This is a genomic window from Paenibacillus sp. Y568 (assembly GCF_059445545.1).
The window spans coordinates 306129-331546 of the sequence record NZ_JCAIUM010000001.1 but is presented as its reverse complement, the minus strand read 5'-3'; the positions used below and the strand labels follow the sequence as shown (position 1 = coordinate 331546).

The following is a 25418-nucleotide window of genomic DNA, read 5'->3' as shown; positions in this document are numbered from 1 at the left end:
CATTCAAGAATGCCAGATGGTGTAATCGTAAAAGCGCTGAGCGGATATTATTACGTTAAGCCGATATTAAACGGTAAGGCGGTAACTACTGAAGGGCAGCGAGCGATTCAATGTAGAGCTCGTGGCGTATTTAGAAATAAGGGAATCACTCCTTTGGTAGGAGATCATGTCGTGTATTCTTTATCAGATCATGATGAAGGTACTGTGAATGAAATCTTGCCACGTCATTCTGAATTGATTCGCCCTCCGGTAGCCAATGTTCAGTTTGCAGTATTATTATTTTCTTTACGTGAGCCAGACTTGAACTTACCGCTCCTGGATAAATTCCTTGTGCATATTGAGCACTCAGGACTTAATACGTTAATATGTCTTACGAAACAGGATTTGTTAGATGATGAAGAGGTTGATAAGGATGATCCTACTCATTATGTACAAGAGCTCTACGAACGGATTGGTTATGAGGTTATTGTAACGAGCACTCGTTCTGGTAGAGGACAAGAACAATTGCGTGAGCGTCTTGCTGGACACATTTGTGTATTCTCTGGGCAATCAGGAGTGGGCAAATCATCTTTAATCAATGCATTAATGCCAGGTCTTAATTTAGAAACGAACCAGATCAGCATGAAGCTGGGCAGAGGTAAACATACGACCCGACATGTGGAACTCATTGAACTTGATAATGGAGCATTTGTGGCAGATACACCAGGGTTTAGTCAGCTTGACTTCTTGGAAATGGAAGTCGGGGATTTGTCCGCTTGTTTCAGAGAATTTGAATCGTATTCAATGAATTGTAAGTTTAGGGGATGTAGTCATCTTCACGAACCTGGTTGTAAAGTGATCGAAGCTAAAGATAAAGGTGAGATAGCACAGATACGCTATGACAGCTACGTTCAGTTCTATGCTGAAATGAAAGACAAAAAGCGGAGGTATTGACAGAAATGATCAAAATTGCGCCATCTATATTGTCAGCTGATTTTGCCAAGTTAGGAATGGAGATTGCCGAAGTTGAAGCGGGGGGAGCAGATTGGATTCACGTGGATGTCATGGATGGGCATTTTGTTCCGAACATTACATTAGGGGCACCAATTGTGAACTCTATTCAGCACTATACAACACTCCCACTTGATGTGCATTTAATGATCGAACAACCTGAACGGTATATTGCCGACTTTGCGAAGGCTGGCGCCAAGGTTATTACCGTACATGCTGAAGCTTGTACACATTTGCATCGTGTAGTACATATGATTAAAGAATTAGGAGTACAAGCTGGGGTTGCTATTAATCCTGGAACTCCTACTTCGGTATTACAAGAAGTGTTACCAGATCTTGATCTAGTACTCATTATGACTGTGAACCCTGGGTTTGGGGGCCAGTCCTTTATCCCTCGCACACTCCACAAAATACGTCAGGTTCGCCAAGCTCTCAATGAAGCTTCGTTATTTGATGTTCATATAGAGGTCGATGGTGGAGTGACTGTGGATACGGCTCCACAAGTTGTAGAAGCAGGGGCAGATGTATTGGTAGCAGGTAGTGCTGTGTTTGGTCAAAGCAACAGAGCTTTAGCGATTTCTCAGATCAGAGGTAGTATAGGGGGAAAGTAATCGTATGACTTTCAAACAAGCTCTATGGCTTACATTCGCAAGTATGGGGGCGGGGATGCTACTTGGGACGTTCTCAGTGCTGAAGACCCCTCTCAATGCTCTTACATCACTTTTAGCAGTCGTTATAACGATTTATTTCTTCCGTCATTTTGAGCAAAAGGGCATGAGAATTGGTTATATTGTTTTGACAGTACTCTATTTCGTCCTTTTTATATTTATGGTTTCGGTATATAAGTTCAATTTAACCCTTTAGTCTCGATTAGTATGAGTCATAGGGCATGCTGTCCCTGCATAAATATGGTTACATGAGCAGAATTCTCATGTAGCCTTTTTTGTTGTCAGTCACAGTGAAGGCTCAGTGGATGAATATCGGAAGGCATGAGAATGATGGGGAGGGTGAGACATGAAATTTTATACATTCAAGTTACCAAGGTTTTTGGGAGGGTTTGTCAAAGCCATTCTGAACACATTTCACAAGAATTGATCGTTATCGTTCTCAGTCAGGCATGCCGTCCAATGGAAAAAACCTCTGACCGCGGCTTAGGATAGAATCACTGTACACACGGTCTGAGGCATGAAAAAAGCACCTGATGAAAACAAGGTGCTTTTTGCTTATATGCTATGGAGATATTAGGCGCGAGTGACTTTACCTGACTTCAAAGCACGAGTACTAACGTAGACACGTTTTACTTTACCGTCCACCAAAATGCGAACTTTCTGGACGTTAACGCCCCAACTCCGACGGTTGCGGTTGTTGGCGTGAGATACATGGTTACCAGTGCCTGGTTTCTTACCTGTAATATAACATTTGCGAGACATAGATTACACCTCCTTGTTCCAATACACCTGCATAAAACAATACTTATATATAATATCACAGCAAAAATTGCTTCGTCAACTATCCTAAAAACATTTATTTCTTTTGGTAGTTATAGTACAATATTATATAGTCAATATTGTATGCATAAATTCGATTGAATTGAGCTACCGTAGCAGTTTTTTTCTACGATGATAACATAGAGTCCGAGGGGTGGACATAACCAAAAAAATCTACTTAATTTTAAATGTGAAATGTTAGAAAGTAATTGGATGTAAAAGTAGTATGATGAAATATAAATAAAAAATGCCATTTGTTTTTGTAATGAAGGTAGGAAGGGGATTTCTCACTTGAGTAAGCGTTCTTTGAATGGAACAGATTTTACCGCGATGGTATTGCTCGGAGCGGAACAATTACAGCAACATGCAGAACATGTCAATTCCCTTAATGTATTTCCGGTGCCAGATGGAGATACGGGAACAAACATGAATTTGACAATGACTGCTGGTGTTACTGAATTGAAGAAGAATAATTCGGATTCTATTGGACATAGCGCAGGGGTATTATCTAAAGGTCTCTTAATGGGGGCACGTGGTAATTCAGGCGTTATTCTCTCTCAATTATTCCGTGGGTTTGGACGTTATGCAGCTCCTTATCAAGAACTGAATACGCAACAATTCGCTGCAGCATTGCAGGTAGGGGTTGAGACGGCGTACAAGGCCGTTGTTAAGCCTGTTGAGGGGACAATCCTCACAGTAGCTAAGGAAGCGGCTAAACATGCTGTACACTTCTCTAGACGTACTAGTGACATCGTTGAATTGATGGAGCAGGTGCTTTTGCAAGCCAAAGAAACATTATCTCAGACACCTGAACTATTACCTGTACTTAAGCAGGTAGGAGTAGTAGATTCTGGCGGACAAGGTCTTGTATATATTTATGAAGGTTTCCTACAACATTTAAAGTATGGAACTGCTCTAAGAACAGAAGAGGCATTCTCTTCAATAAAAGCTCCGGAAGTGAATAAGGTTCCCGTCGTTCAAGCCGTTAAGATGGGCTTAGATATTCCGATGAGTGCACAATCACGTTTGGAGACGGAAGATATTGAATTTCTATATGACATGGAATTCTTCATTAACCGTCAAATTGCAGATACAGAAGTTAGTGTTTTTGATGAAGAGCATTTTCGGAAAGCGTTGTCAATTAATGGAGATTCCATTATTGTTATTCCTGATGAAGAAATTATTAAAGTTCATGTACATTCCAAGACACCAGGTGAAGTTCTGAACTTGGCTTTGAAATATGGGGAAATAACGCAAATTCATATCCTGAATATGCGTGAACAGCATCGCGATTTGCTGTCTTCAGGATTGGATGTTTCACCAATGCCAGAAATTTTTGCTGCAATTCCAGTGAAAGAAGAGGCTCCCATTCCAGTAGCTGTGGAACCTCCTGCTGATGAAATGGCACCGTTTGGTTTCATTGCCGTGTCTTCTGGACAAGGTATTTCAGATATTTTCACTAGCTTGGGTGTAGATGCTGTTCTCTTTGGTGGACAAACTATGAATCCAAGTACAGAAGATTTCGTGAATGCCATTGCAACGATCTCTGCTCAACACATCTATATCTTGCCAAACAACTCTAATATCGTACTGGCTGCTCAGCAAGCGCGTGAGTTGTTAGAAGGAGAACGAAGTGTTACGGTTATTCCAAGTAAGAGCATACCTCAAGGGATGGCTGCCGCTTTTGCCTTCTTAGAAGAGGAAAGTGTAGATGTCAATACGGAGAACATGTTAGCTGCTATTGCGCATGTGAAATCGGGTCAAGTTACGTATGCGATTCGAGATACGGTTATTGATGAGTTAGAGATTAAGGCTGGTCAATTTATTGGTATACAGAATTCAAAAATTGTAGCGGCTAATGAAGATTTGCTAACCACTTGTCAGAGTCTTCTCTCCCAAATGTTAGTGAATAATGATGAGATTGTGACTGTGCTAGCAGGTGAAGAAGCTAACCCCGAAATGACAGCACAAATGGGTGCATGGATACACGAAATGTATCCTAAAGCTGAAGTGGAGATTCATGAGGGTGGACAGCCTATTTATTACTATCTGTTTTCAGTAGAGTCCTAAAAATTCATTGTGTAAGAGGGGGAATTTCTTTGACACATACCGTTATTGTTACGGATAGTACGTCTGATATTCCAGAAGAATTAGCTAAGAAACATGGGATTCATGTTGTTCCATTACGATTGCAATTTGGAGAGGAATCGCTACTAGACGGAGTAGAGATATCCGCGAAGGAATTTTATGAAAGGTTGGTTCAGGCTGAGAAGTTACCTACAACATCTCAGCCTTCTCCAGCGGATTATGTCCGGACGTATGAGCAAATTTTACAAGACCATCCAGATGCATCTATTCTTTCTATTCATATTTCTTCAGGGTTAAGCGGAACTTATCAATCCGCACTGATCGCTAAATCGATGATGGAGGAGAATGTAGATATTACCGTCGTTGATTCTCTTTCAGCTTCATACGGTTTCGGTGTACTTGTTGTACATGCAGCGCGTCTTGCTAGCCAAGGTATGGCAGTAGAAGATATTGTCGTAGCCGTAGAAGAACTACGTAAAGAACGTAAGTTATATTTCCTTGTAGATACATTAGAATACTTGCAAAAAGGTGGAAGAATCGGTAAAGCAGCAGCTTTATTTGGGACGTTACTTAACATTAAGCCCATTCTTTCTATTGACCAAGAAGGCATTATATATCCCGTTGAGAAGGTGAGAGGTCGTAAAAAGGCCATTGCTCGAATGATCGAACTCTTCCAACAGGATCTAGGAAACATTCAAAAAATAAATGTGGCAGTGGGTCATACGGCAAATCTTGCTTCGGCTGAGTCCTTTTTAGAAGAACTTTCAGGCCATTACCAGGTAGAGGAAGTCGTATTCCATAACATTGGTTCTGTTATAGGAAGTCATGTGGGAGTAGGGACGATCGGCGTATATATATGGCCCGCTTGAATTGAGGTATAGAACATGAATATGAGCCTTCATTTGGATCAGATTTCAGTTAAACAGGTTCGTGGCGTGAGTGCCCTTAAAGAGGGGGAGCTTCACGCCTTTGGCATCTTTACGGTTAAAGATTTGTTGGAGTATTATCCCTATCGTTATGAAGACTATCGTCTTCGTTCTTTAAGTGCAGTTCAGAGTGGAGATAAAATCACCGTACAGGCTAAAGTAATGGGGATACCTGTGCTGCAACGTTATGGTACCAAATCACGCTTGAGCTGCAAGATGATGGCTGAAGATCTGATGTTTACTGCGACATGGTTTAACCGTCACTTCTTACGTGATCAATTGACAGCTGGTCGCGAGATTGTATTGAATGGCAAATGGGAACAAAGACGAATGCAATTAACGGTATCTGATTCGGAGTTCCCAGATCAAGGGGTAAAGCGGAGTGGTTCGCTACAACCGGTCTATTCTGTAGGAGCTAAGATTACACAGACGTGGATTCGTAAAATCATAGGACAAGCATTAGAACAATATGGCGATATGATTCCAGAGATTCTTCCTCAGGAGATTCTGCAGAAGTATCACTTCTTACCGCGTAAAAAGGCAATCTTAATGATCCATCAGCCTGAGGACACGAAGGAAGGACAACAAGGCCGGCAACGGATGGTGTACGAGGAGTTATTCTTATTTCAGTTGAAGATGCAAGCTTTCCGAGCTTTGACGAGAGGTCGGATGGACGGCGTAGTACATACTATGGAGAATGCTGTGGTGCGCGAGTTTGTTAGGAGTCTACCTTTTGAACTGACTGATGCTCAGAAGAAAGTGGAACTTGAAATATTGCGTGATATGCGAGCGACGTATTGTATGAACCGATTGCTTCAAGGGGATGTTGGATCTGGGAAAACAATCATTGCAGCCATTGCTCTATACTCTACAGTGCGTTCGGGATTTCAAGGTGCGCTGATGGTACCTACCGAGATACTAGCCGAGCAACACTTGCGATCATTAGTCCGATTGTTCGAACCTTTTGGAATTTCAGTCGGCTTATTGACAGGTAGTGTAACGGGACGTAAGCGTAAGGATCTGTTAGCATCACTACAAATGGGAATGGTTGATGTGGTCGTTGGAACGCATGCTTTGATACAAGATGAAGTATTCTTCCGTAACCTAGGGTTAGTTGTTACGGATGAGCAACATCGTTTTGGAGTGAATCAGCGTAGTGTGTTACGACGTAAAGGCTACAACCCGGATGTATTGACCATGACGGCGACACCCATCCCACGTACACTAGCTATTACGGCCTTTGGTGATATGGATGTCTCTACCCTTACAGAACGCCCTAAGGGACGTATACCCATCACTACGTACTGGGTGAAGCATAGCCTGATGGATAGAGTGCTTGGACTTATTGCGCGTGAAGTGGATCAAGGTCGCCAAGCGTATCTGATCTGTCCGTTGATTGAGGAATCAGAGAAGTTGGACGTGCAGAATGTAATTGATCTTCATATTCAGATGCAACAGGCTTTTCCTACTTATCGTGTGGGGTTGTTACATGGACGAATGTCACCCGCAGAGAAGGAAGAAGTTATGCAGGCCTTCAACCGAAATGAAGTCAATCTACTTGTATCGACAACGGTGGTTGAAGTAGGAGTCGACGTTCCTAACGCCACGCTTATGATTATTATGGATGCTGACCGATTCGGGCTGTCTCAGTTGCATCAGTTACGTGGGCGTGTGGGACGGGGACAGCATGCATCCTTTTGTGTCTTAATTGCTGATCCCAAATCAGAAGTAGGACAAGAACGGATGAGAGTCATGACGGAGACCGATGATGGATTCGAAGTATCTCGCCGTGATCTTGATTTACGTGGACCGGGAGACTTCTTCGGCACGAAGCAGAGTGGACTACCCGATTTCCGACTAGCCGATATGGTAAGTGACTTTGGTGTATTGGAACAAGCACGGGATGATGTAGCTACATTGGTGGGAGATGCTTCTTTTTGGACATCAACCTCTTATGAAGCACTTCGGCACTATCTACAACGAGAAGAGGTTTTCCAAGAAAATCTGATTGATTAGACACATTAGACAAGCCTACCGTCATATACTGAGAAAGGTTGAATTGACGGGAGGTGCCAATCTTTGGGTTATCAGCAGTATGGAATCAGCCCACAGTTAGTAGAGCGGATTAAACTTAAAATGAAGAATCCAACGACAAAAGAGCGTGTCAAAGACCTAATTGATGGTGTCACTAAGCAGGATTTACAGAGTGGTCCTAAGGTACAGAAGTTAGTGAAAACAACAGCGAGCCTTGTAAAGGAGAAGCTCACTCCTGCTGAAGAAGAACAAATTGTCCGCTTTATCATGAGTCAACGTATTGATCCCAATAATACGTTCCATCTTATTAAGCTGTGGAGCATGTTTCGGTAGTTCAATAGTACTTAGATCGTTGAAGAACCCTCGTGGATACCAAACCCGAGAGGGTTCTTTTTTTAATATTAGACTCCCATACAGCTACGCGGCATCACTGAGCATAAGTTACGCTTGAATCAATGTGACATGGCGGTCTCTTTCATATCTGTAGCTAGCTTTCTCACATAACGTCCAATTCTAACGCTGACCTCAGCTCGCATATAGTCTTTAGTCATCGTAAATCGATCCTCTAATCCGCGACAAGTATAGCGATAGGTGAGTTCGGAATCATTCTTGGTGTCTTCAAATATGCGAATATTTCGTTCGAATAGATTCTTTTTAGATTGTTGCATATCCTTTCGGATATGGTTGGCTAGTACTTTGGCCGCTGTGGAGTACAATAACTTAAGCATTTGAGGGGAGATTTCTACTTCAAGGATTTTTTTCTCAATAATGTGGAGTGTGACAGGAAGAAGGACGTATTCACGCATCATCTCCATTTCCTTTTTTGTAAGGGGTTCTTTAGATTGGGGAGTAGTGTCATTCTGAATGGACATGGCTAACGATTGTTCTTTATGTTGAGGAAGCATCATACGACTGGATTCCCATAATCCGTTGCCTTCTAGTTTTTTACTCATTTATAATGACCTCCAATTTTATGACTTCTTTCAAATGCCTGGCCTGAAGCTGTTAGTGATGAGGCTCTTATAATAGCTGCACTGCCATAACGATCTTTTATCGTATCGGTCACTTTATCTAAGGCGCGTAACTTGATCTGGTCTTCAAATAGAGTCAATTGATATTCCTGGTCAGATGCAAAGTTACTAAGGGTAATCCCAATGCGACGAACAGGAAGTGTATTCCAATACTGATAAAAGAGTGTTTTGGCAGCTTCGTAGACGACGTTCGTGTTATTGGTTGGATCAAGCATCTTCATTTGCCGAGAGAATCCTGTAGGATCTTCATAAGGGCTACACGTGCAACTTACTGAAATGACGGAACCCATATAGCCTTTACGTCGACAATCGCGACAGACTTCTTCTGTGAGTTCTAGAAGTATCGTATTCACATCATCCGATTCGGCATAGTCTGTAGGTAAAGTAATCATATGACCGACTGATTTGGGTGCTGTATTAAAAGTACCGGGTGTCACAGGGGAGTCATCTAGACCATTAGCCGTTCGCCACATGACCTCGGCATGAATATCACTTTGTTTGCCGAAGCGCGCTCGAAATCTCTCTTTTAAGCGGGGTAAAGGTGTTCTTGCAATATCCCCAATGGTATGCATTCCGAGACGTAAGAAGTGGGAAGTCATGCGAGATCCAACTCCGAACATTTTGTTTATAGGCTGTGACCATAATAACGTTTCAATGTCTGATTTAGGTAAGGTGAAAATGCCACTCTCGTTCTTTTTTGCCCATATGTCAGTTGCGATTTTGGACAGTATTTTGTTAGAGCTAATGCCTACCCGTATGTTCACCCCCGTTTGTTTAAGAACCTTCTGTTGTAACGATTGGGCTATTCTGACAGGATCCCCGAAGATACCTAGACTTCCGGTGACATCCAGAAACTGCTCATCGATAGAGAATATCTCTACGAGGTCGGTATACTCCTTATAAATTTGAGTGATCATAAGTGAAACATCGATATAATGCTGCATCCGTGGACGCATGACGACAAGATCAGGGCACTTGTTCAGGGCTTCACCTAATCGTTCTGCTGTCGTGACTCCGAAGCTCTTGGCTATAGGACAGGCAGCTAGAATAATACCTGAGCGACGCGCGGGATCACCGGCTACAGCCACAGGTCTGTTCTTGTATTGAGGATGTTCGACTTTCTCTACACTAGCGTAGAAACTTTGGCAATCTGCCAGGAAAATAACCCGTTCACGTTGATCGCTCATATTAACCGCCTCCACGTAAACTCATAAGCATGGTGAATACTTCTGCTTTTATTAGACTTCTCAACATATTGAAATGATGGATATAACCACGAACTTTATATTCAACCTCAATGCCGAGTGTATTCATGTCTGTATTCAAGATGCTAATATGTCGCTGTTTCATTTGGTTCCTAAGGTTCTGTAATCGAGGGTAGATGGATTGCTCAACATCTCTCAGATGACAGATAACATAGTTATATACAATTTTGTCTTTATAGATCGTTAAATGGTCAATATCCCTTGCTAACATATCGAGCAATACAGGGAGCAGGGTATATTCCTTGATAATTTGAATATCTTCTTCTGTTTCTATACTTGGATTAACATGCATATTTCAACACCACCACAATGGGAACGTATATTCTTGTTTTATTATACACCGAACATGAGTTCGTTATGCAAGTGTATTTTTTGGAAGTGAGTTAATCTGAATCTAAAGAGTGTATCGGCTGAAAAAACGGAAAATATATATTGATTTCATTTAGCCCTCCCATTTTATGAAAAAGGGATTTTTTTGATGATATTGTTCAAATTCATTTTAATTATCGATCTAAACCCGAATAATAAACATTTACTTGTAATAAAAGTTCGTTTATAATCAAACTTGTGTTTAAAAATTAATTATTTAACAGCATTCGTATATTCTTAGAATATGGTCTAAGAGTCTCTACTAGGAGCCTAATAATCCTAACTACGAATGGGTGAGATTACTCTACCCATTTATAGTTAGGATCCTTTTTTTTGTTGCTTTAGCCAAAATGACTAATAATCTTTCTTTAAGGAGTGTATATCATGGAAAAAGTATTTGATTATGAAGATATTCAGTTAATACCTGCTAAATGTGTGGTTAACAGCCGTTCTGAGTGTGATACAACTGTGACATTAGGAGGCCATCAATTTAAACTTCCTGTTGTGCCAGCCAATATGCAAACAATCATTGATGAAAAGATAGCCCTTTATCTTGCTGCAAATAAGTATTTTTATATTATGCATCGTTTTGAGCCAGAAAAGCGGCTGTCATTTGTAGAGGATATGCAGGCAAAAGGTTTCTACGCTTCAATTAGTGTTGGAGTGAAAGAAGAAGAATATCAATTCATTGAAGAGCTTGTAAAGGCAGGGCTTACACCTGAATTCATAACGATCGACATTGCACATGGTCATTCAAATGCTGTCATTAATATGATTCAGCATATTAAAAAAAACCTACCGAAGAGCTTTGTCATTGCTGGTAATGTGGGTACTCCTGAATCTGTGCGGGAACTTGAGAATGCCGGTGCTGATGCGACAAAAGTTGGGATTGGACCAGGTAAAGTATGTATCACAAAAATTAAAACAGGATTCGGGACTGGAGGCTGGCAGTTGGCAGCACTTCGTGGGTGTGCAAAGGCAGCAAGTAAACCGATTATTGCTGATGGTGGAATACGAACACACGGTGATATAGCCAAATCAATCCGTTTCGGTGCATCGATGGTCATGATTGGCTCTCTTTTTGCCGGACATGAAGAATCACCAGGCGAAACTATCGAAAAAGATGGAAAGTTTGTTAAAGAATATTTTGGCTCTGCTTCTGAATATCAAAAAGGTGAAAAGAAGAACGTAGAAGGTAAGAAAATGTACGTTGAGCATAAAGGCTCCTTACAGGATACGCTAACTGAAATGGAACAAGATCTTCAATCTTCTATTTCGTATGCTGGTGGAACTACTGTAGACTCCATTCGTCACGTAGATTATGTTATTGTCAAAAACTCTATTTTTAATGGTGATAAAGTATATTAAAGCCGTATTTAAAGAAATATTCTCATCAATTATGAAAATCGGAGCTCTTTCCATTTAGGAAAGAGTTTTTCTCAATATATGGAGCGTAAAAAAAGTTGCGATTGATCTATCTGTAATTGTAGTAGTGCACGGATTGGTGGTCAGGCATTGTTCTACAATTCTCTTAGCGGATAATTAATAAACATGTTATATTATGACAGAAAGGGTTGTAAGCCCTTACTTATTCAGATACGAGTGAGATTATTCTATGATCTCATGACGTGGAGAGGAAGAGGCTATGTGCGGCGAATGCTATTGTGGTTAAAGTTAAATAAGCTGCGGAATCAAATGTTGCTTGGTTTTCTTGCTGTTATGCTCATCATTCTGACATTTGTCGGGGGGATAACATTTCATTCAGTCTCGACGATGCTCAAGAACAACGCGGAGAAGCATATTCAGCAAACTGCGGTTCAGGCCAACGGCCGCCTGGAAGGTATTCTCGAACAGATCAATTCTCTGACGACGTTAGTATCGACCAATGATTATATCCAGCAACTGCTTTTACGTGATATAGAGGGTCAGAGCGCGACCTTTACGGAACGGCAGGCGTTGCCAACCATTATTAATCTAGTCCAAATGTATACCGACGGCATCAAGTCTGTGGAGCTGTACAAGAAGGACGGGGCAAGGTTATACCCTCTTGACGGCAGCAACCTGAGAGATAAGGTGCCTGAGGCTTGGATTAAGCAGGCAACGGAGAATAAAGGTGGGCTCATATGGTTCGGCATCGATCCGTTGGATACCACATCGGTTTTGGCGATTCGACAAATCAGCATCATTGATCGAAATTTCGCGACAGGTGGGTATTTGCTCATCCGTACAGACCGCAACAAGTTCGCTCTGAAAGGCTCGTTGTCTGGAGAGGGGGAGACGGAAGCGGAGACGGAAACGGTCTTGCTCATAGGTTCCGACGGTAAGCTCATCACGTCCAATGATGACAGCATTTCGCAAAAGACAGCGGCCGTACTGGTGGAGGGGGCTAACCATCAGGTCGCTACCATCGATAAGAACTCTTTTATCGTCGTCAAACAACGTTCTTCTGTCACTGGATGGACGCTACTCATCTTAACGCCAGTTAACGTTATCACCCAAGGTATACCGGTCTTGCGGATGACTATGGTCGTATCAGCTATCATGGGTTCTTTGCTGTTCGCCTTGCTCTCCTTTTTCTTGTCTACCCTCATCACACGGCCTGTGTTCAAGTTGATCAAAGCCATGAGAGAGACCCGTCTCGGCATTCTGAAACCCATCGAGAACATGTCGTTCACCATGGAAATTCAGGAACTGAATTATTCCTATAACCAAATGGTCGATAACATCAACGAGCTGATTCAGTTAGTTTATGAGAAAGAGGTAGCCCGGAGCCATACGGAGCTAAAGGCACTTCAAGCTCAAATTAATCCGCATTTTTTGTTTAATTCTCTGGATGTTCTACACTGGTCGCTATTGGAAAAGGATGAAGTCCAACTGGCAGGATATGTTGTGGCCATGTCTGATTTATTCCGATATACCATTACGGGGTCAAGTAAAGAGGGATGGGTGAAGCTTCGCGACGAATTGGAGCATGTGAGTCGATATTTATCCATCATGAAGATGCGATTTGGAGACCGCTTGGAATGGGAAATCGAGGCTCCGCCCGAATTTACAGATGTTGAGTTACCTCGACTATTGCTGCAACCGCTCGTGGAGAATGCTATTTTGCATGGAGTCGAGAGTAAGATTGAACCCGGCTTGGTCAAGGTGACGGTCACTCGTGAAGGGGAACGGATCATTATTATGGTGGAAGACGACGGTGGGGGAATGGACGAGGAAAAGCTACGTTCCCTATTAGAAGAGCTAGACAGCGGGAAGGTGTCCTCTTCTAAAGATTCTGGTCTCGGACTCGCCAATGTGAAGAAGAGGCTTCAACTATTTTTCTCGGGAAAGAACGAGCAGCGTGCGGTAATGGCTATTGATAGCTGGAAGGGCCAAGGCACTCGGATAAGCATCCAAATTCCTGTCCAAGGAGGTAGAGAGTTATGAGGAGTCGAACGATTCTTATTGTTGACGATGAACCGCGTTCGAGAGAAGGAATGAAGAAAATACTTGGGGTATGGGCAGCAGGTCAATATGAGATCCTTACGGCCAGTAATGGGTTAGCTGCTATGCAAATTCTGGAGGAGACTCCCGTGGAACTCATGATAACGGACATCCGCATGCCTGAAATCAGCGGGCTTGCTCTAGTTACCCAGATGAGGGAGAAGAGAATTCAGCGTCAGCCATCCGTTATTATTATCTCTGGACATGCCCTGTTCGAGTATGCTCAGCAAGCGCTTCAATTGTCTGTAGTGGACTATCTGCTCAAGCCGGCCAGCCCGGAGAAGCTGATCGAATCTGTGGAGAATGCCCTGAAAGCAGGAGAAGAACGGGAACACATCGTCTTCATGCAGAAGATGGCAGATCCGCAATTGATGGCCGTAAGGGACGAAGAAGCCGCACTAAGTGATCCGATTCGCCAAGCGATGGACTATATAGAAATGCACATAATGGAACCAATCAGTCTGCAGGAAATCGCCGGGCATGTACATCTCAATGGGAGTTATTTCAGCGCACTTTTCAAAGAGCAGTGTCAGATGAATTTCAGCGAATACGTCGCCCGTAGAAAACTACAGAAAGCGAAGGAAATGTTGCTGAAAACAAATCTGCCCATAGCAGAAATTGCAAGTCGCACCGGTTATCAGGCCGTCAAATATTTTAACAAACTATTTAAGGAGTACGAAGGAATGAGTCCGGGGCGGTACCGATCGATGAGAAACGGAATTGAAGGCCTGATTCAGTAATGATTCGTAGGATATTATCCTAGATACGAAAGTAAATACTGCGACCGACAAGTTCCCGCAAATGTTCACTAATCTATTAGATAAATGGAGACGATGCCAAGGAAGAAAACCTTTGGTGTCTTTTTTTATGCTTTTCACGGAACGAAATCAAAAAATAGTGGAAGTTTCCCCAAAGATAGGTTCCTTATATCCAAAGGAGCTTGGGATTATAATTGTGTATGCGGTTACAAAAAGCCGAAGAAACAATAAAAAGGGGAGGCAAAGTATGAAAAGTATGAAGCGTGTTTTAGTAGGGGTCTCTACATTGCTCGTAATGTCATCTGCGCTTGCAGCATGTGGCGGAAACTCAAATTCAAGCTCAAACTCAGCTAGCCCAAGCACAAGTCCAGCAACAACAACCAATGCAACTGAGACTCCAGCAAAAGGGAATGGCGAGAAAGTGACCGTCAATCTTTGGAGTTTCACGGACGAGATTCCGAACATGACTAAAAAGTATATGGAAACCCATCCTGACGCAAACGTAGAGTTCAAAACTACGGTTGTCGCAACTACCGATGGAGCTTATCAACCTGCGCTTGACCAGGCTCTGGCTGCTGGTGGGAAAGATGCTCCGGATATTTTTGCAGCTGAAGCGGCATTCGTGCTCAAGTATACACAAGGCGATGCATCCAACTTTTCCGCCAACTATGCGGATCTAGGTCTTGACGATCAAATGGTTAAGGATGCTGGCATTGCTCAGTACTCTGTTGATATTGGTAGCAAAGACGGCCAACTGAAAGGCCTCGGTTATCAAGCAACGGGCGGAGCCTTTATCTATCGCCGCTCGCTCGCCAAAGAAGTGTTTGGAACAGATGATCCAGCTGCCATCAAGACTGAAATCGGTCCAGGCTGGGATAAATTCTACGATGCAGCTGCGAAGCTGAAAACTAAAGGATATGGCATGGTTTCTGGAGATGGCGATATCTGGCACGCGATCGAGAATAGTTCTGAGAAAGGCTGGATTGTTGATGGAAAACTTCATATTGATCCGAAGCGCGAAGAGTTCCTTGATCTCTCCAAGAAGCTGAAAGACAATGGCTTCCACAACGATACAACAGACTGGTCGGAAGCTTGGTTCGCTGATATGTCCGGTAGTGGGTCCCAACCGACCTTTGGTTTCTTCGGTCCTGCTTGGCTCATTAACTATACAATGAGTGAACAAGTAAAAGATACAAATGGTGACTGGGCAGTTACTGAGCCACCTACAGGCTTCTTCTGGGGAGGCACTTGGTTGCTTGCCAACCAAGAAGTAACCAAGGATGATGCCAAGAAACAAGCTGTTGCGGACTTTATCAAGTGGGTAACACTCGATACATCCGAAACCGGCCTCCAGTATTACTGGGCTAACGGAACGATGAAAGACGGCGAACAAGGCACGAAGGACAGCGTTGCTTCCTCCGTTGTCATGGATAAGTCTAACGGCGAAGTTCCATTGCTTGGTGGACAGAACATGTTCGACGTGTTTGTTCCGGCTAACGCTAATGCTTCAGGCAAGAACTTGACCCAGTTCGACGAAACAATAAATAAACTCTGGCGTGATCAAGTACGCGAATATACTGCAGGCAACAAGGATCGTGCTAAAGCGATCGAAACCTTCAAGCAGCAAGTCAAAGATCAACTTGACATCGACAGCGAATAAAAAGAAATCGAAGGGGCGGGAAGTTATCCCGCCCCTTCATATCAACTAAAGGGGTGAGAGTATGCGCCGCAAAGGTGTGAACTACTCTAAATACGGCTATATCTTTACATTTCCGTTTGTTTTGGCATTTGTTATTTTCTCGCTATATCCTATTTTATACACCGCATTCATCGGGTTCACTGATTTAAAGGGATTAATACCAAAACCAATACATATTTTGGATAACCCTTTTCAAAACTTCAAAGATCTGCTCTTTGATAACGTCTCATTCAGGAAGTCCCTAATTAACACCGGGTTGCTCTGGTTTGCCAACTTCGTTCCCCAGATCCTTCTAGCACTCTTACTCACCGCATGGTTCACGAACCAGCGTCTTAAAATAAAGGGACAGGGTATGTTCAAGGTTCTACTCTATATGCCTAATATTATTACAGCAGGTACAATTGCCGTGCTTTTCAGCACTCTGTTTGCCTATCCGATGGGTCCAATAAACAGTTTCGTTGAAATGATGGGATGGTCCGACGCTCCGATTTTCTTCCTTCAGGATAAGACGACAGCACGGGGCATTGTAGCGTTCATCCAGTTCTGGATGTGGTACGGTAATACCATGGTCATTCTTATCGCAGGCGTTATGGGTATAAATCCTGCACTCTTCGAGTCTGCGTCGATTGACGGCGCTAACGGATTTCAAACCTTCTTCCGTATCACATTGCCAAGTCTTCGGACGATTTTGTTATTTACGCTGATTACATCGATGGTCGGTGGTTTGACCATGTTTGATATTCCGCAGCTCTTCCTTGCAGGCGGACCAGATGACTCCACGCTTACCACGTCCATGTTCATTTATGGGCAAGCCTTTAAGGGAAGCTATTTATATAATCGTGCTGCAGCGGCGAGTATGATCATGTTCGTGATTTCAGCGATTTTATCTGCACTCGTATTCTATTTAATGCGTGACCGTGACGCGGCAAAAATGAAAAAAATAGAAAAAATGCATAGAAAATCAGCGAAAAAAGGACAAGAGGGGGGCGTAACACATGAGCAATAATCACAAAACCGGAACCGTCACCCGTAAAATAAACAAGACGGTTATTTATATCGTCTGTATCTCTTTGGCGGTAATTAGTATCCTCCCGTTTTGGGTCATGTTTGTGAACGCCACTCGCTCTACAGCAGAAATTCAAAGCGGTATTTCATTGCTTCCTTCGACACACTTTATGAGCAACCTGCGGGTGCTGCTTGACAAGAGTTTCGATCCCATTCAAGGGTTTATGAATTCATTTATTATCTCTGCTTCAGCAACCCTCTTAACGGTCTATTTCTCGTCCTTAGCAGCTTATGGACTTGTGACTTATAGCTGGAAGTTGCGTGGGCCATTCTTTACCTTTATTTTGTGCGTGATGATGATTCCTTCCCAAGCAAGTGCAATTGGATTCTATCAATTCATGTATAAAATTCATTGGACAAACAGCTTTCTTCCACTGATTCTCCCTGCGATTGCAGCGCCAGCGGTCGTGTTCTTTATGCGGCAATACCTGCTAGCCACGCTGTCGATAGAGATCGTGGAAGCAGCACGCGTAGACGGGTCCGGTGAGTTCAAAACCTTTAACCGGATTATCCTGCCGCTCATGGTGCCGGCAGTGGCGACGCAGGCTATTTTTGCCTTTGTAGCCAATTGGAACAACCTGTTCATGCCGCTGATTCTACTGACACAGAAGGAAAAGTATACAATGCCAATCATGGTTAGCTTGCTTCGAGGTGATATTTATAAGACGGAGTTCGGCTCAATCTATATGGGTCTGGCTTTGACGGCTTTACCGCTGTTTGTGGTTTACTTCCTGTTATCTCGGTATATCATCGCGGGCGTAGCGCTCGGAGGCGTCAAAGAATAACCCCCTCAAGCAGGGTTCGATGCCGAGGATGGGAATCTATAACACCTAAATAAATGAGGCGTCTTGTAAACACAAGGCGCCTCATTTATTTTAGGTGGAATTCAGAACTCGCATGTATTGGAGCACAGGTAAATATTTCATCTCATATAGTGACACACTCTCTTTGTAGCTTCGGAATAATACTTGATTATCGTGCAGTTAGAGTGAGATCTGGAGAGTCCTAAGAGGAAGTTTTAAAGGGGGGATATTTGTCTAAAATGTGAAAACAACTACGATTAGTTAAGTAAAAAAGTTTGACCTACTAAATAAATTTATGATATATTTACATACCTACTGGTCGGTATGGAGGAGGTACACTACGGAAATGGATACAAAGTCGCTAATTATCGACATCTCAACATCTCTTTTTCAGCAAAAAGGATATTTGGGTGTAGGATTAAACGAAATTTTAAAAGCATGTAACCTTTCAAAAGGTTCGCTTTATCACCACTTTCCAAATGGGAAAGAAGAATTACTTATCGCTTGTCTTCATTCATTGAACGACACAATAACAACGGATATGAAGGAAATATTCCAACACCATTCATCTACTTTACATGCTACGCAAGCGATGATTGAGAAATTGATCGATCAATATGATCGAAATGGGATGATTACGGGGTATACGTTTAGTAGTATCGTTAGTGAGATAGGATCACTAAGTGAACCTGTTAGAACGGCATGTGAACTCTCATTCACAAAGATGGAAGAGATTTATTCGAACAAGTTAGTTACAGATGGTTTTTCGAAAGAAACAGCACACTCCGTTGCGCTAATGATGACAGCCTCTATTGAAGGTGGTATTATGCTTTGTTTAACTAAAAAAACAAGTGAACCGCTAAAAATAGTTTCACAGGTATTACCAAGCTTATTGAAGGAATTTTAGTAAACTATATAAGAATTGAAAGGAAGAAAAACATGGAACAGGAAACAAGATTACCAAGAAACGGCAAAGAGGGAGCGCTGTATGGTCTGATCATTTGTGCCTTAACTGCTTTGTTTATGTCATCACTAGGTACCATTCTAGGTGCAGGGAAATTTGATGGAGAAGTTGCCCTATCGATTCTGAAGATATATCCGATTATGATCGTTATTGCGATGCTTCTTGAAGCGGTAGTTATAGGTCGTATTGCAGAGAAATTAGCTGCGAAATTTACTGCACCAACAGATAGCTTTAATGCAAAGATATTATTCCGTATCTTATTCACGGTAATTGGTATGTCAGCGTGCATGACATTTATCGGAGGGGTCATAGGTAACGGCGGTCTTAGTTCCGAGACATTTAGTAACTGGTTAACGAATTGGCCAAGAAATTTCTTGATTGTACTTGCAGCTGAGAGTTTAGTGATTCAACCGATTGCAAGATTTGCGATGGTCAAATTACATGCTAAGCAAGATGAAAAAAATAATGCCGCAATGATGGTAGAGAAAAACGTTGCTTAATCAAAGAATATTAATGATAAAATAATATAAAAATGATAAATGAGCCCTTTAGAGGGCTTTTTATTTTGATTCATATTGATGAAATATAGACAACTTATTTATGAAAATGAAGGCTAAAGGAAGGTTGTCCTCATTTCTGCTATAATAAAATTAATGTGGTTAAAACAGGGGGGAAGGAAATGATTCTACATAAGGGCGAAATTTTGTTCCGTCAGGGGGATAGTGGTGAATATTTATACCATATCAAACGTGGGCTATTTAAGGTGACGCGGTTACACGAGAACGGAAATATGGTGCTGTTTAATATTTTGTATTCGGGCGAAACGGTTCCTCATCACTCTCTTATTACGGCTAAGGAAGCGCATGGTACAGCAATAGCGTTGATGGACAGTGAGGTTGAAGTCATCCTTGCGAAGGATTGGTATCGCCAATTGTTGGAGGATCCTGCGAAACCTATGGAAGTGGCTCTGTTGCTACAGGCGAAATTGCGCTTTATGCAACAACGAGTAGATCATCTGACTGCGGGTAACCCTGCAGATCGACTGGAACTACTTAGCGAATGGCTACATGATTATTCTCATGGGGTAGATGTAACCGAACTGCTAACACAAGAGGAGATCGGTCAGTTGATTGGTGTTCGTAGAGAAACGGTAAATCGCTTGTTGCGATTAAAGTAATCATGCTACTAGCAAATAAGGGTCTATTCCTTAGGGTGTTATCGACCCTGTGGAATAGACCTTTGTGAATTTATCGAAATTAAATTATTTAAATAAAAAAGAGGATAATATGCTCATATAATGAACATATTATCCTCTTTTTAGTAAGGCTAAGATATCGTTATAGTTTACGAATCAATGTATGATTTCTACACTTCTAAGCTACCAGCGGGACCGAAAAATTCAAAATGGATTCTTTCTTGAGGTACGTTCCATTCCAATAGCGCTTTATATATAGCACGCATAAAAGGAGTAGGTCCACAGAAATAAAAGTCTGCGTTAGGATCTGCGACTTCTTGAAGCCAAGCTAGATCCATGTAACCCAATTTATCGAACGTATCGTTTTCTTCAGGTAATTCATAACACACATAGGATGTCAGATGAGAATGGGACTGACTCAATTCCTCTACTGTTCCCTTCATGGCATGTAATTTTCCATTAATGGCAGCGTGGATATAGGTTACCTTGCGTTCAGGCTGCTCCGTAGCTAATGTCTCAAGCATACTTATCATTGGTGTCAACCCAACACCACCACTAATAAGAACTACCGGAATATTCGTACTTTGATCCAGCGTGAATTCTCCAGCTGGGGCGCTCACTTCTATTACAGAACCGACATGAACGGCCTCGTGTAAATAATTAGATACGACACCTGCTGGTTTATCAGTCGCTGCATCTTCACGTTTAACGGTGATGCGGTAATAAGGTTGTCCAGGCGCGGCCGATAGACTGTAATGGCGAATGTGTGTGTATTCCTCACCTTCAGGTTTAACACGTACGGTAATATACTGACCAGGCAAATATGCTGAAATAGCGCCTTGATCCTGAGGAGAAAGGTAGAAAGAAGTAATAAGCTCAGTTTCTTTAATTTTTTGGCTTACAACAAAGTTTCTGAATCCACTCCAACCTCCAGGTGCTTCAGCAGCTTCACGATACTTAGCTACTTCAACACCGATAAATGCATCGGCAATCACACCATAGGCTTTAGCCCAAGCATCCATAATTTCTGGAGTCGCTGCATCGCCAAGTACTTGCTGAATGGCAGCTAATAGCGTCTCACCAACAATAGGATAATGTTCAGGTAATACACCTAATGCACGGTGTTTCTCCGCAATCTGTTTTACTACGGGTAGGATGTTCTCTAACTGATCGATATTGGCTGCCGCAGCAAGTACAGCGTTAGCCAGGGCAGTCTGCTGTTTACCTTGACGTTGGTTAGCGTGATTGAATATGTTCAATAGTTCAGGATGGTTCTCAAATAACATTCCGTAAAAGGCAGTTGTGATGGTCTTGCCATGTACCTGTAATACCGGAACGGTTGATTTTATTATCTCAATAGTTTGTTGATCTAACATATACAACGACCTCTTTCCTGCGATAAAATATTTGCTACTAATTAAGCATATAGAAGGGCAGAGAAAGAAAGTGTGTTTCTAGTCACATGAAAAGTTGATAAAATGTGAACGAAACAAATTTTGCAATGACATTGCTCACAATACGACAAAAAGGTACGAAATATTATGAAAAATTGTAAATCCCTGTTGCACTTGTTGGATAATCAATCCTAGATTGAAAATGCCAAAGTCAATGTGACATCGTTGGTTCACCTGTATCTAATCCATCTTCAGTGACTCTGAGAACAGCGCTTGCCCCTTTGGTGGCATCGTTGAATTGATGCGTTACAATAGGATAATCTCCGGCTTCGTTTACAATGAACTCTACAATCGCACCTCCACTCGCTGGGAGTAAGACTGTTTGTAGACCATACATTATATTTCTCGGATTGCCATCGATATATACACGATCCATAATGGTTCCCACGATATGAAAGGAAGATACTTTATTGGGACCTACATTATTAACATATAATCGAACTCTGTCTCCAACTTTTGCTAACAGAGGATGTTCCTTTAACGTAAAGTCATCTCCATTAAATACGACATACTCAGGATCTCCATCTAAAAAAGCATTGAAATCATGTTCTGCATACCACTCACTTTGAACAATAGTATACTCTCGATCAACTTCATGATCCGTTGGATATCCATCTCGGGGTTCAACGATAATAGAACCATACATTCCATTGGCTATATGTTCTAACACGGGGTCCGTCCCACAATGGTACATGAACACACCGGGCATGTTAGCTGAGTAAGTAAAGGAGCCATGTTCAAGTGGCATAATATCCACAAAATTCTTACTAGGAGACGTCTGAACCGCATGAAAGTCCATTGAGTGTGGCATGTCAGGGTCCATATTATTTAATGTGAAGTTGAGAGTATCTCCTTCTTTCACTCGAATGATAGGACCAGGCACCGTACCGTTAAACGTCCAGGCATTATAGAAAACACCTGAAGAAATTTCGACATTTGTGACTTGCGCAGTCATATTGATTTTAACAACATTTCCATCTCGCACGATGATAGGCTCAACTGGAGGCTGATTCAGTGTTTCTAAAACAGGTTCCTCTTCGATGATAGGGATAGGATTTACGTAGAAACCAGATAAAATAATAGTAAAGCCGATCAAAACAATGATGTATAACTTCCAGTTGAACATGGTAAACAGCCTCCAATTTGAGATAACCATCGCTATTTATAGGGAAATGAAGCTATGACATATATCCGAGATGTTCTTTCGCCTCATCTGACATGAGGCTTGGTGACCAAGCGGGTTCCCACACAACGTCGACTTCGACCGATCGAACATCAGGCAAGGTTTGGAGTGCTCGGGTTACGCCACCAACGATCATATCGTGCATTGGACAACCTGGCGTGGTGAGTGTCATCACTACAGACACATGTCCTTCTACGAATTGTAGATCGTAAATAAGTCCAAGGTCGACAATATTTACTCCTAGTTCTGGATCATATACTTCCTTAAGACATTCTGTAATAGATTCCATATCAAATCCTCCTAAATTAATCTATTTCGTAAATACCTTAGCAATCAGACTTATATAAATGAGTGAACTTAGAGCAAGAACACTTCCTCCAATGGATGTGATCCATGTTTGATTCCAACTTAGGCCTACCAGGAGTATGAACAATGAGCTCACGATTACGATTAATCCAATATGAACATGGCGATCATTGATTAGATCGGACATGGTAGGTATCTTTTTTTTGCCTATTAAAGGACCATACTTTTGTGTCCACCATAGAAAAGGGACAATTTTAGATAAATAAGACAGCAACGTTAGTCCGACCCATCCCCATAAGTACAACCACCCAAGGATAACGATCATTCGGGATTGATGCATCATGTCAGGAATGAAAGGGAAGAGAATAACGATAACGACTCCGATTAGTGTTACAGTATGGGCCAGTGATAGAGACCATTTCATACCTGTTCCGGGATTAGGTTTGTGCCGATGTTGAACAATTTGAGATAGATGAACGGAGTAAGCAACCATGCCTAGTACGATCAATAATGAACTAGACCATGTTAGCCATCCAGGGCCATTGAATAAAAAGGATAGTGCGCCCACAAGTACACCTGCATTCCATAACGCAATGACAACTTTTTGTAGTAACTCCGGATGTCCATGAGATAGATAGAACATAGGAAACATTTTATAACTGAAACCTGTGATAAGCAGACCGAACCAGCCGAAGGCTGCGAAACAGATGTGAGCTCCAAGTAATTGCTCGTGAAAGTCTCCCCACTGATCGAAATAGAAGTTTAACCCCATGAGCATACCTGAGGTTCCTGTAAGTACAAGATAGGTGACAGAACAGGCGACGCTAATGGTGATGGTATTCCACTTTTTAGCACGGACAAGAGTTACGCCAATATTAACAGCAAATAGTAAAATGCCGATGAATGCGAGAGTGGCGAATCCTGCAATCCACATCACCTGCATCGTTTGGAATCCAATGAGTAACCCTGCGGTTCCGATTGTAAAAAAGAAATAATGAACATAGCCCAATTTTTTGCTAAATAAGCTATGGTTCTGCAGTACGACAGGAATGAGCTGATACACAGCACCCATCGCAATCATGGTTGCCCAACCAAGAACGAGCAGATGAACACGGGTCCATCCGATAGGATACCTAGGTCCATCACTAAATACCGTTAGCCACGTTGCCAAATCAAATAAGGAAAAGATCTGAAATAACACAAAACTGATTAGACCTGTAATGATGAATAGAAATGGCAGGCGGAACATAGAGTAAACACCACCTTACTTTTTGTGAATATGAATGATTGCTGACCCGTCGAGCTGCTCTTCGATGTTGTAGTCGTAGCCCAAAGTATTGAGTTCTTCGATAAGGAATACAGGAACCCGATCATTATGAATAACAACTTCGTCCCCGAGAGAAGCTTCTTCAAGTTTTTTTAAAGTTCGTATCATAGGTTGTGGAGGCTCTAATCCGCGGTTATCCAACTTATGGGTCTGAGAAAGAGATTGGGCGGCTGGGCATTCCTCTTCAGGTTGAAAGTCCTCCACACCTAGGTATTCACTTAATGTATCTACCTTGAAGTCGCTGCTCTTATGCAAGAATGTAATGACCCAGTGATCAGACTCTAGCTTCTCAATCTTATGGTTATACCCTTTAGTTTTCATTAATCCAAAGAGAGGAGTCGGTTTAAAGGGGGCGTGTAGAACAAAGATATCTTCCTTGTTTAGTGTTTTTACGGTATCCATGATGAGCTTGAAGGGCTCGATTTTCTTCTTCAAATACGGACGAACATCCAGCTCAACCGTCTGTCCTGTGCGATCCATGTTAACCACTCCTAAAAGTTTTTATAGCGTTACTACTTGAACGAACTTCGTAAAAACTAGCATCGGAAGCATGTACTTAAGTTTTTATAGCGTTACTACTTGAACGAACTTCGTAAAAACTAGCATCGGAAGCATGTACTTAAGTTTTTATATTGTTACATATTTTTAAATTTCGGGTGGTTGCAGTTGTTTGGCCACATCGTACAAAGCCGCCATCCCACCGTACAATGCATAGAAGAAAGAATCCGGAGCATCCAGTGAGAATGAGTTGTATTGTTTAGGGTCAATGTCTAGCATGAATTCGAATAAAGCGGCACTATCATAAGCGTAGAAACAGAAGTAGGTATATTCAAAAACAGGCATTTTCTCATAAATGGTTACAATATCAGAAGCATATAGGGAAAGATCCCTAGATGCCTCCGTTACCATGATAATTGCATCTTCTAAGCTGACTTTAATTTTTATTGTTTGGGGATCTACGATTGTAATTTCAGCCACATCTACCCAC

27 protein-coding genes and 1 riboswitch are annotated in these 25418 nt (G+C 42.1%); of the genes, 17 read left to right on the top strand and 10 right to left on the bottom strand.

Going from position 1 to position 25418, the window contains the following annotated elements; translation table 11 throughout:
- Positions 1-9 precede the first annotated feature (9 nt).
- From rsgA to spoVM, 4 genes are all read left to right on the top strand, one after another.
- Positions 10-933: a ribosome small subunit-dependent GTPase A gene (gene rsgA / locus AC1D7X_RS01670; protein ID WP_495454352.1), complete on the top strand. Its 924-nt coding sequence runs from the start codon at positions 10-12 to the stop codon at positions 931-933.
- A gap of 5 nt (positions 934-938) precedes the next feature.
- The gene (rpe, locus tag AC1D7X_RS01665) at positions 939-1601 is read left to right on the top strand and encodes a ribulose-phosphate 3-epimerase (protein WP_495454353.1); all 663 of its coding nucleotides are present in this window, start codon (positions 939-941) and stop codon (positions 1599-1601) included.
- Between the two features lie 4 nt (positions 1602-1605).
- Positions 1606-1854: a hypothetical protein gene (locus tag AC1D7X_RS01660; RefSeq protein ID WP_495454354.1), complete on the top strand. Its 249-nt coding sequence runs from the start codon at positions 1606-1608 to the stop codon at positions 1852-1854.
- Positions 1855-2004: 150 nt separating this feature from the next.
- A complete protein-coding gene (gene spoVM / locus AC1D7X_RS01655) occupies positions 2005-2085 on the top strand; it encodes a stage V sporulation protein SpoVM (protein ID WP_068537489.1) in 81 nt (26 codons plus the stop codon).
- 146 nt (positions 2086-2231) lie between these two features.
- Here the strand turns inward: spoVM and rpmB are convergent, their stop codons facing one another.
- Positions 2232-2420 (bottom strand): 50S ribosomal protein L28, encoded by a 189-nt coding sequence (gene rpmB, locus AC1D7X_RS01650; RefSeq protein ID WP_495454355.1) that lies wholly within the window; start codon positions 2418-2420, stop codon positions 2232-2234.
- Positions 2421-2768: 348 nt separating this feature from the next.
- Here rpmB and AC1D7X_RS01645 point away from each other — a divergent pair, with 348 nt between their 5' ends.
- The 4 genes from AC1D7X_RS01645 (at position 2769) to AC1D7X_RS01630 (ending at position 7858) form a co-directional block, all read left to right on the top strand.
- Entirely contained in the window at positions 2769-4547 is a 1779-nt protein-coding gene (locus AC1D7X_RS01645; protein ID WP_495454356.1) for a DAK2 domain-containing protein, read from the top strand.
- Positions 4548-4576: 29 nt separating this feature from the next.
- Positions 4577-5434, top strand: a complete 858-nt coding sequence (locus AC1D7X_RS01640; protein ID WP_495474527.1) for a DegV family protein — start codon at positions 4577-4579, stop codon at positions 5432-5434.
- Positions 5435-5455: 21 nt separating this feature from the next.
- Complete coding sequence (recG, locus tag AC1D7X_RS01635; RefSeq protein WP_495454736.1) at positions 5456-7507, top strand: ATP-dependent DNA helicase RecG; 2052 nt, start codon at positions 5456-5458, stop codon at positions 7505-7507.
- A gap of 63 nt (positions 7508-7570) precedes the next feature.
- Positions 7571-7858, top strand: coding sequence for a stage VI sporulation protein F (locus AC1D7X_RS01630; RefSeq protein ID WP_495454358.1), 288 nt, complete (start codon positions 7571-7573; stop codon positions 7856-7858).
- Positions 7859-7977: 119 nt separating this feature from the next.
- On the opposite strand, the gene AC1D7X_RS01625 is transcribed toward AC1D7X_RS01630, so the two are convergent.
- From AC1D7X_RS01625 to AC1D7X_RS01615, 3 genes are read right to left on the bottom strand one after another with little or no spacing between them, the layout of a single operon-like run.
- Positions 7978-8478, bottom strand: coding sequence for a YhjD family protein (locus AC1D7X_RS01625; RefSeq protein ID WP_495454359.1), 501 nt, complete (start codon positions 8476-8478; stop codon positions 7978-7980).
- On the bottom strand, positions 8475-9743 hold the full coding sequence (locus AC1D7X_RS01620; RefSeq protein ID WP_495474526.1) for a DNA polymerase IV: 1269 nt from the start codon (positions 9741-9743) through the stop codon (positions 8475-8477). Before AC1D7X_RS01620 ends, AC1D7X_RS01625 begins: the two co-directional genes overlap by 4 nt.
- A gap of 1 nt (position 9744) precedes the next feature.
- Positions 9745-10113, bottom strand: a complete 369-nt coding sequence (locus AC1D7X_RS01615) for a YhjD family protein (RefSeq protein WP_495454361.1) — start codon at positions 10111-10113, stop codon at positions 9745-9747.
- A 284-nt stretch (positions 10114-10397) separates the two neighbouring features.
- Positions 10398-10496: riboswitch (purine riboswitch) on the top strand.
- Between the two features lie 78 nt (positions 10497-10574).
- On the opposite strand from AC1D7X_RS01615, the gene guaC reads away from it, so the two are divergent.
- The 9 genes from guaC (at position 10575) to AC1D7X_RS01570 (ending at position 20142) form a co-directional block, all read left to right on the top strand.
- Complete coding sequence (gene guaC / locus AC1D7X_RS01610; RefSeq protein ID WP_495454362.1) at positions 10575-11558, top strand: GMP reductase; 984 nt, start codon at positions 10575-10577, stop codon at positions 11556-11558.
- 288 nt (positions 11559-11846) lie between these two features.
- Positions 11847-13619 (top strand): sensor histidine kinase, encoded by a 1773-nt coding sequence (locus AC1D7X_RS01605; protein ID WP_495474525.1) that lies wholly within the window; start codon positions 11847-11849, stop codon positions 13617-13619.
- Positions 13616-14416 (top strand): response regulator transcription factor, encoded by an 801-nt coding sequence (locus tag AC1D7X_RS01600; protein WP_495454364.1) that lies wholly within the window; start codon positions 13616-13618, stop codon positions 14414-14416. Before AC1D7X_RS01605 ends, AC1D7X_RS01600 begins: the two co-directional genes overlap by 4 nt.
- Before the next feature lie 265 nt (positions 14417-14681).
- Positions 14682-16094 (top strand): ABC transporter substrate-binding protein, encoded by a 1413-nt coding sequence (locus AC1D7X_RS01595; protein WP_495474524.1) that lies wholly within the window; start codon positions 14682-14684, stop codon positions 16092-16094.
- A 61-nt stretch (positions 16095-16155) separates the two neighbouring features.
- Positions 16156-17139 (top strand): carbohydrate ABC transporter permease, encoded by a 984-nt coding sequence (locus AC1D7X_RS01590; protein ID WP_495454366.1) that lies wholly within the window; start codon positions 16156-16158, stop codon positions 17137-17139.
- Positions 17129-17983 carry a carbohydrate ABC transporter permease gene (locus AC1D7X_RS01585; RefSeq protein ID WP_495454367.1) on the top strand — a complete coding sequence of 285 codons (855 nt, stop codon included), beginning with the start codon at positions 17129-17131 and terminating at the stop codon, positions 17981-17983. Before AC1D7X_RS01590 ends, AC1D7X_RS01585 begins: the two co-directional genes overlap by 11 nt.
- A gap of 364 nt (positions 17984-18347) precedes the next feature.
- Positions 18348-18908, top strand: a complete 561-nt coding sequence (locus AC1D7X_RS01580) for a TetR/AcrR family transcriptional regulator (RefSeq protein ID WP_495474523.1) — start codon at positions 18348-18350, stop codon at positions 18906-18908.
- 32 nt (positions 18909-18940) lie between these two features.
- Positions 18941-19465 carry a DUF2798 domain-containing protein gene (locus AC1D7X_RS01575; protein ID WP_495474522.1) on the top strand — a complete coding sequence of 175 codons (525 nt, stop codon included), beginning with the start codon at positions 18941-18943 and terminating at the stop codon, positions 19463-19465.
- 179 nt (positions 19466-19644) lie between these two features.
- Entirely contained in the window at positions 19645-20142 is a 498-nt protein-coding gene (locus AC1D7X_RS01570) for a Crp/Fnr family transcriptional regulator (protein WP_495454370.1), read from the top strand.
- Positions 20143-20330: 188 nt separating this feature from the next.
- On the opposite strand, the gene hmpA is transcribed toward AC1D7X_RS01570, so the two are convergent.
- The 6 genes from hmpA to AC1D7X_RS01540 form a co-directional block, all read right to left on the bottom strand.
- Positions 20331-21536: an NO-inducible flavohemoprotein gene (gene hmpA / locus AC1D7X_RS01565; protein ID WP_495474521.1), complete on the bottom strand. Its 1206-nt coding sequence runs from the start codon at positions 21534-21536 to the stop codon at positions 20331-20333.
- Positions 21537-21765: 229 nt separating this feature from the next.
- Entirely contained in the window at positions 21766-22740 is a 975-nt protein-coding gene (locus AC1D7X_RS01560; protein WP_495454372.1) for a multicopper oxidase domain-containing protein, read from the bottom strand.
- 52 nt (positions 22741-22792) lie between these two features.
- Positions 22793-23086, bottom strand: coding sequence for a metal-sulfur cluster assembly factor (locus tag AC1D7X_RS01555; RefSeq protein WP_495454373.1), 294 nt, complete (start codon positions 23084-23086; stop codon positions 22793-22795).
- A gap of 21 nt (positions 23087-23107) precedes the next feature.
- Positions 23108-24352: a hypothetical protein gene (locus AC1D7X_RS01550; RefSeq protein WP_495474520.1), complete on the bottom strand. Its 1245-nt coding sequence runs from the start codon at positions 24350-24352 to the stop codon at positions 23108-23110.
- A 15-nt stretch (positions 24353-24367) separates the two neighbouring features.
- Complete coding sequence (locus AC1D7X_RS01545; RefSeq protein ID WP_495454375.1) at positions 24368-24910, bottom strand: DUF2249 domain-containing protein; 543 nt, start codon at positions 24908-24910, stop codon at positions 24368-24370.
- Between the two features lie 165 nt (positions 24911-25075).
- Positions 25076-25408, bottom strand: coding sequence for a hypothetical protein (locus AC1D7X_RS01540; protein WP_495454376.1), 333 nt, complete (start codon positions 25406-25408; stop codon positions 25076-25078).
- Between the last annotated feature and the right edge of the window lie 10 nt (positions 25409-25418).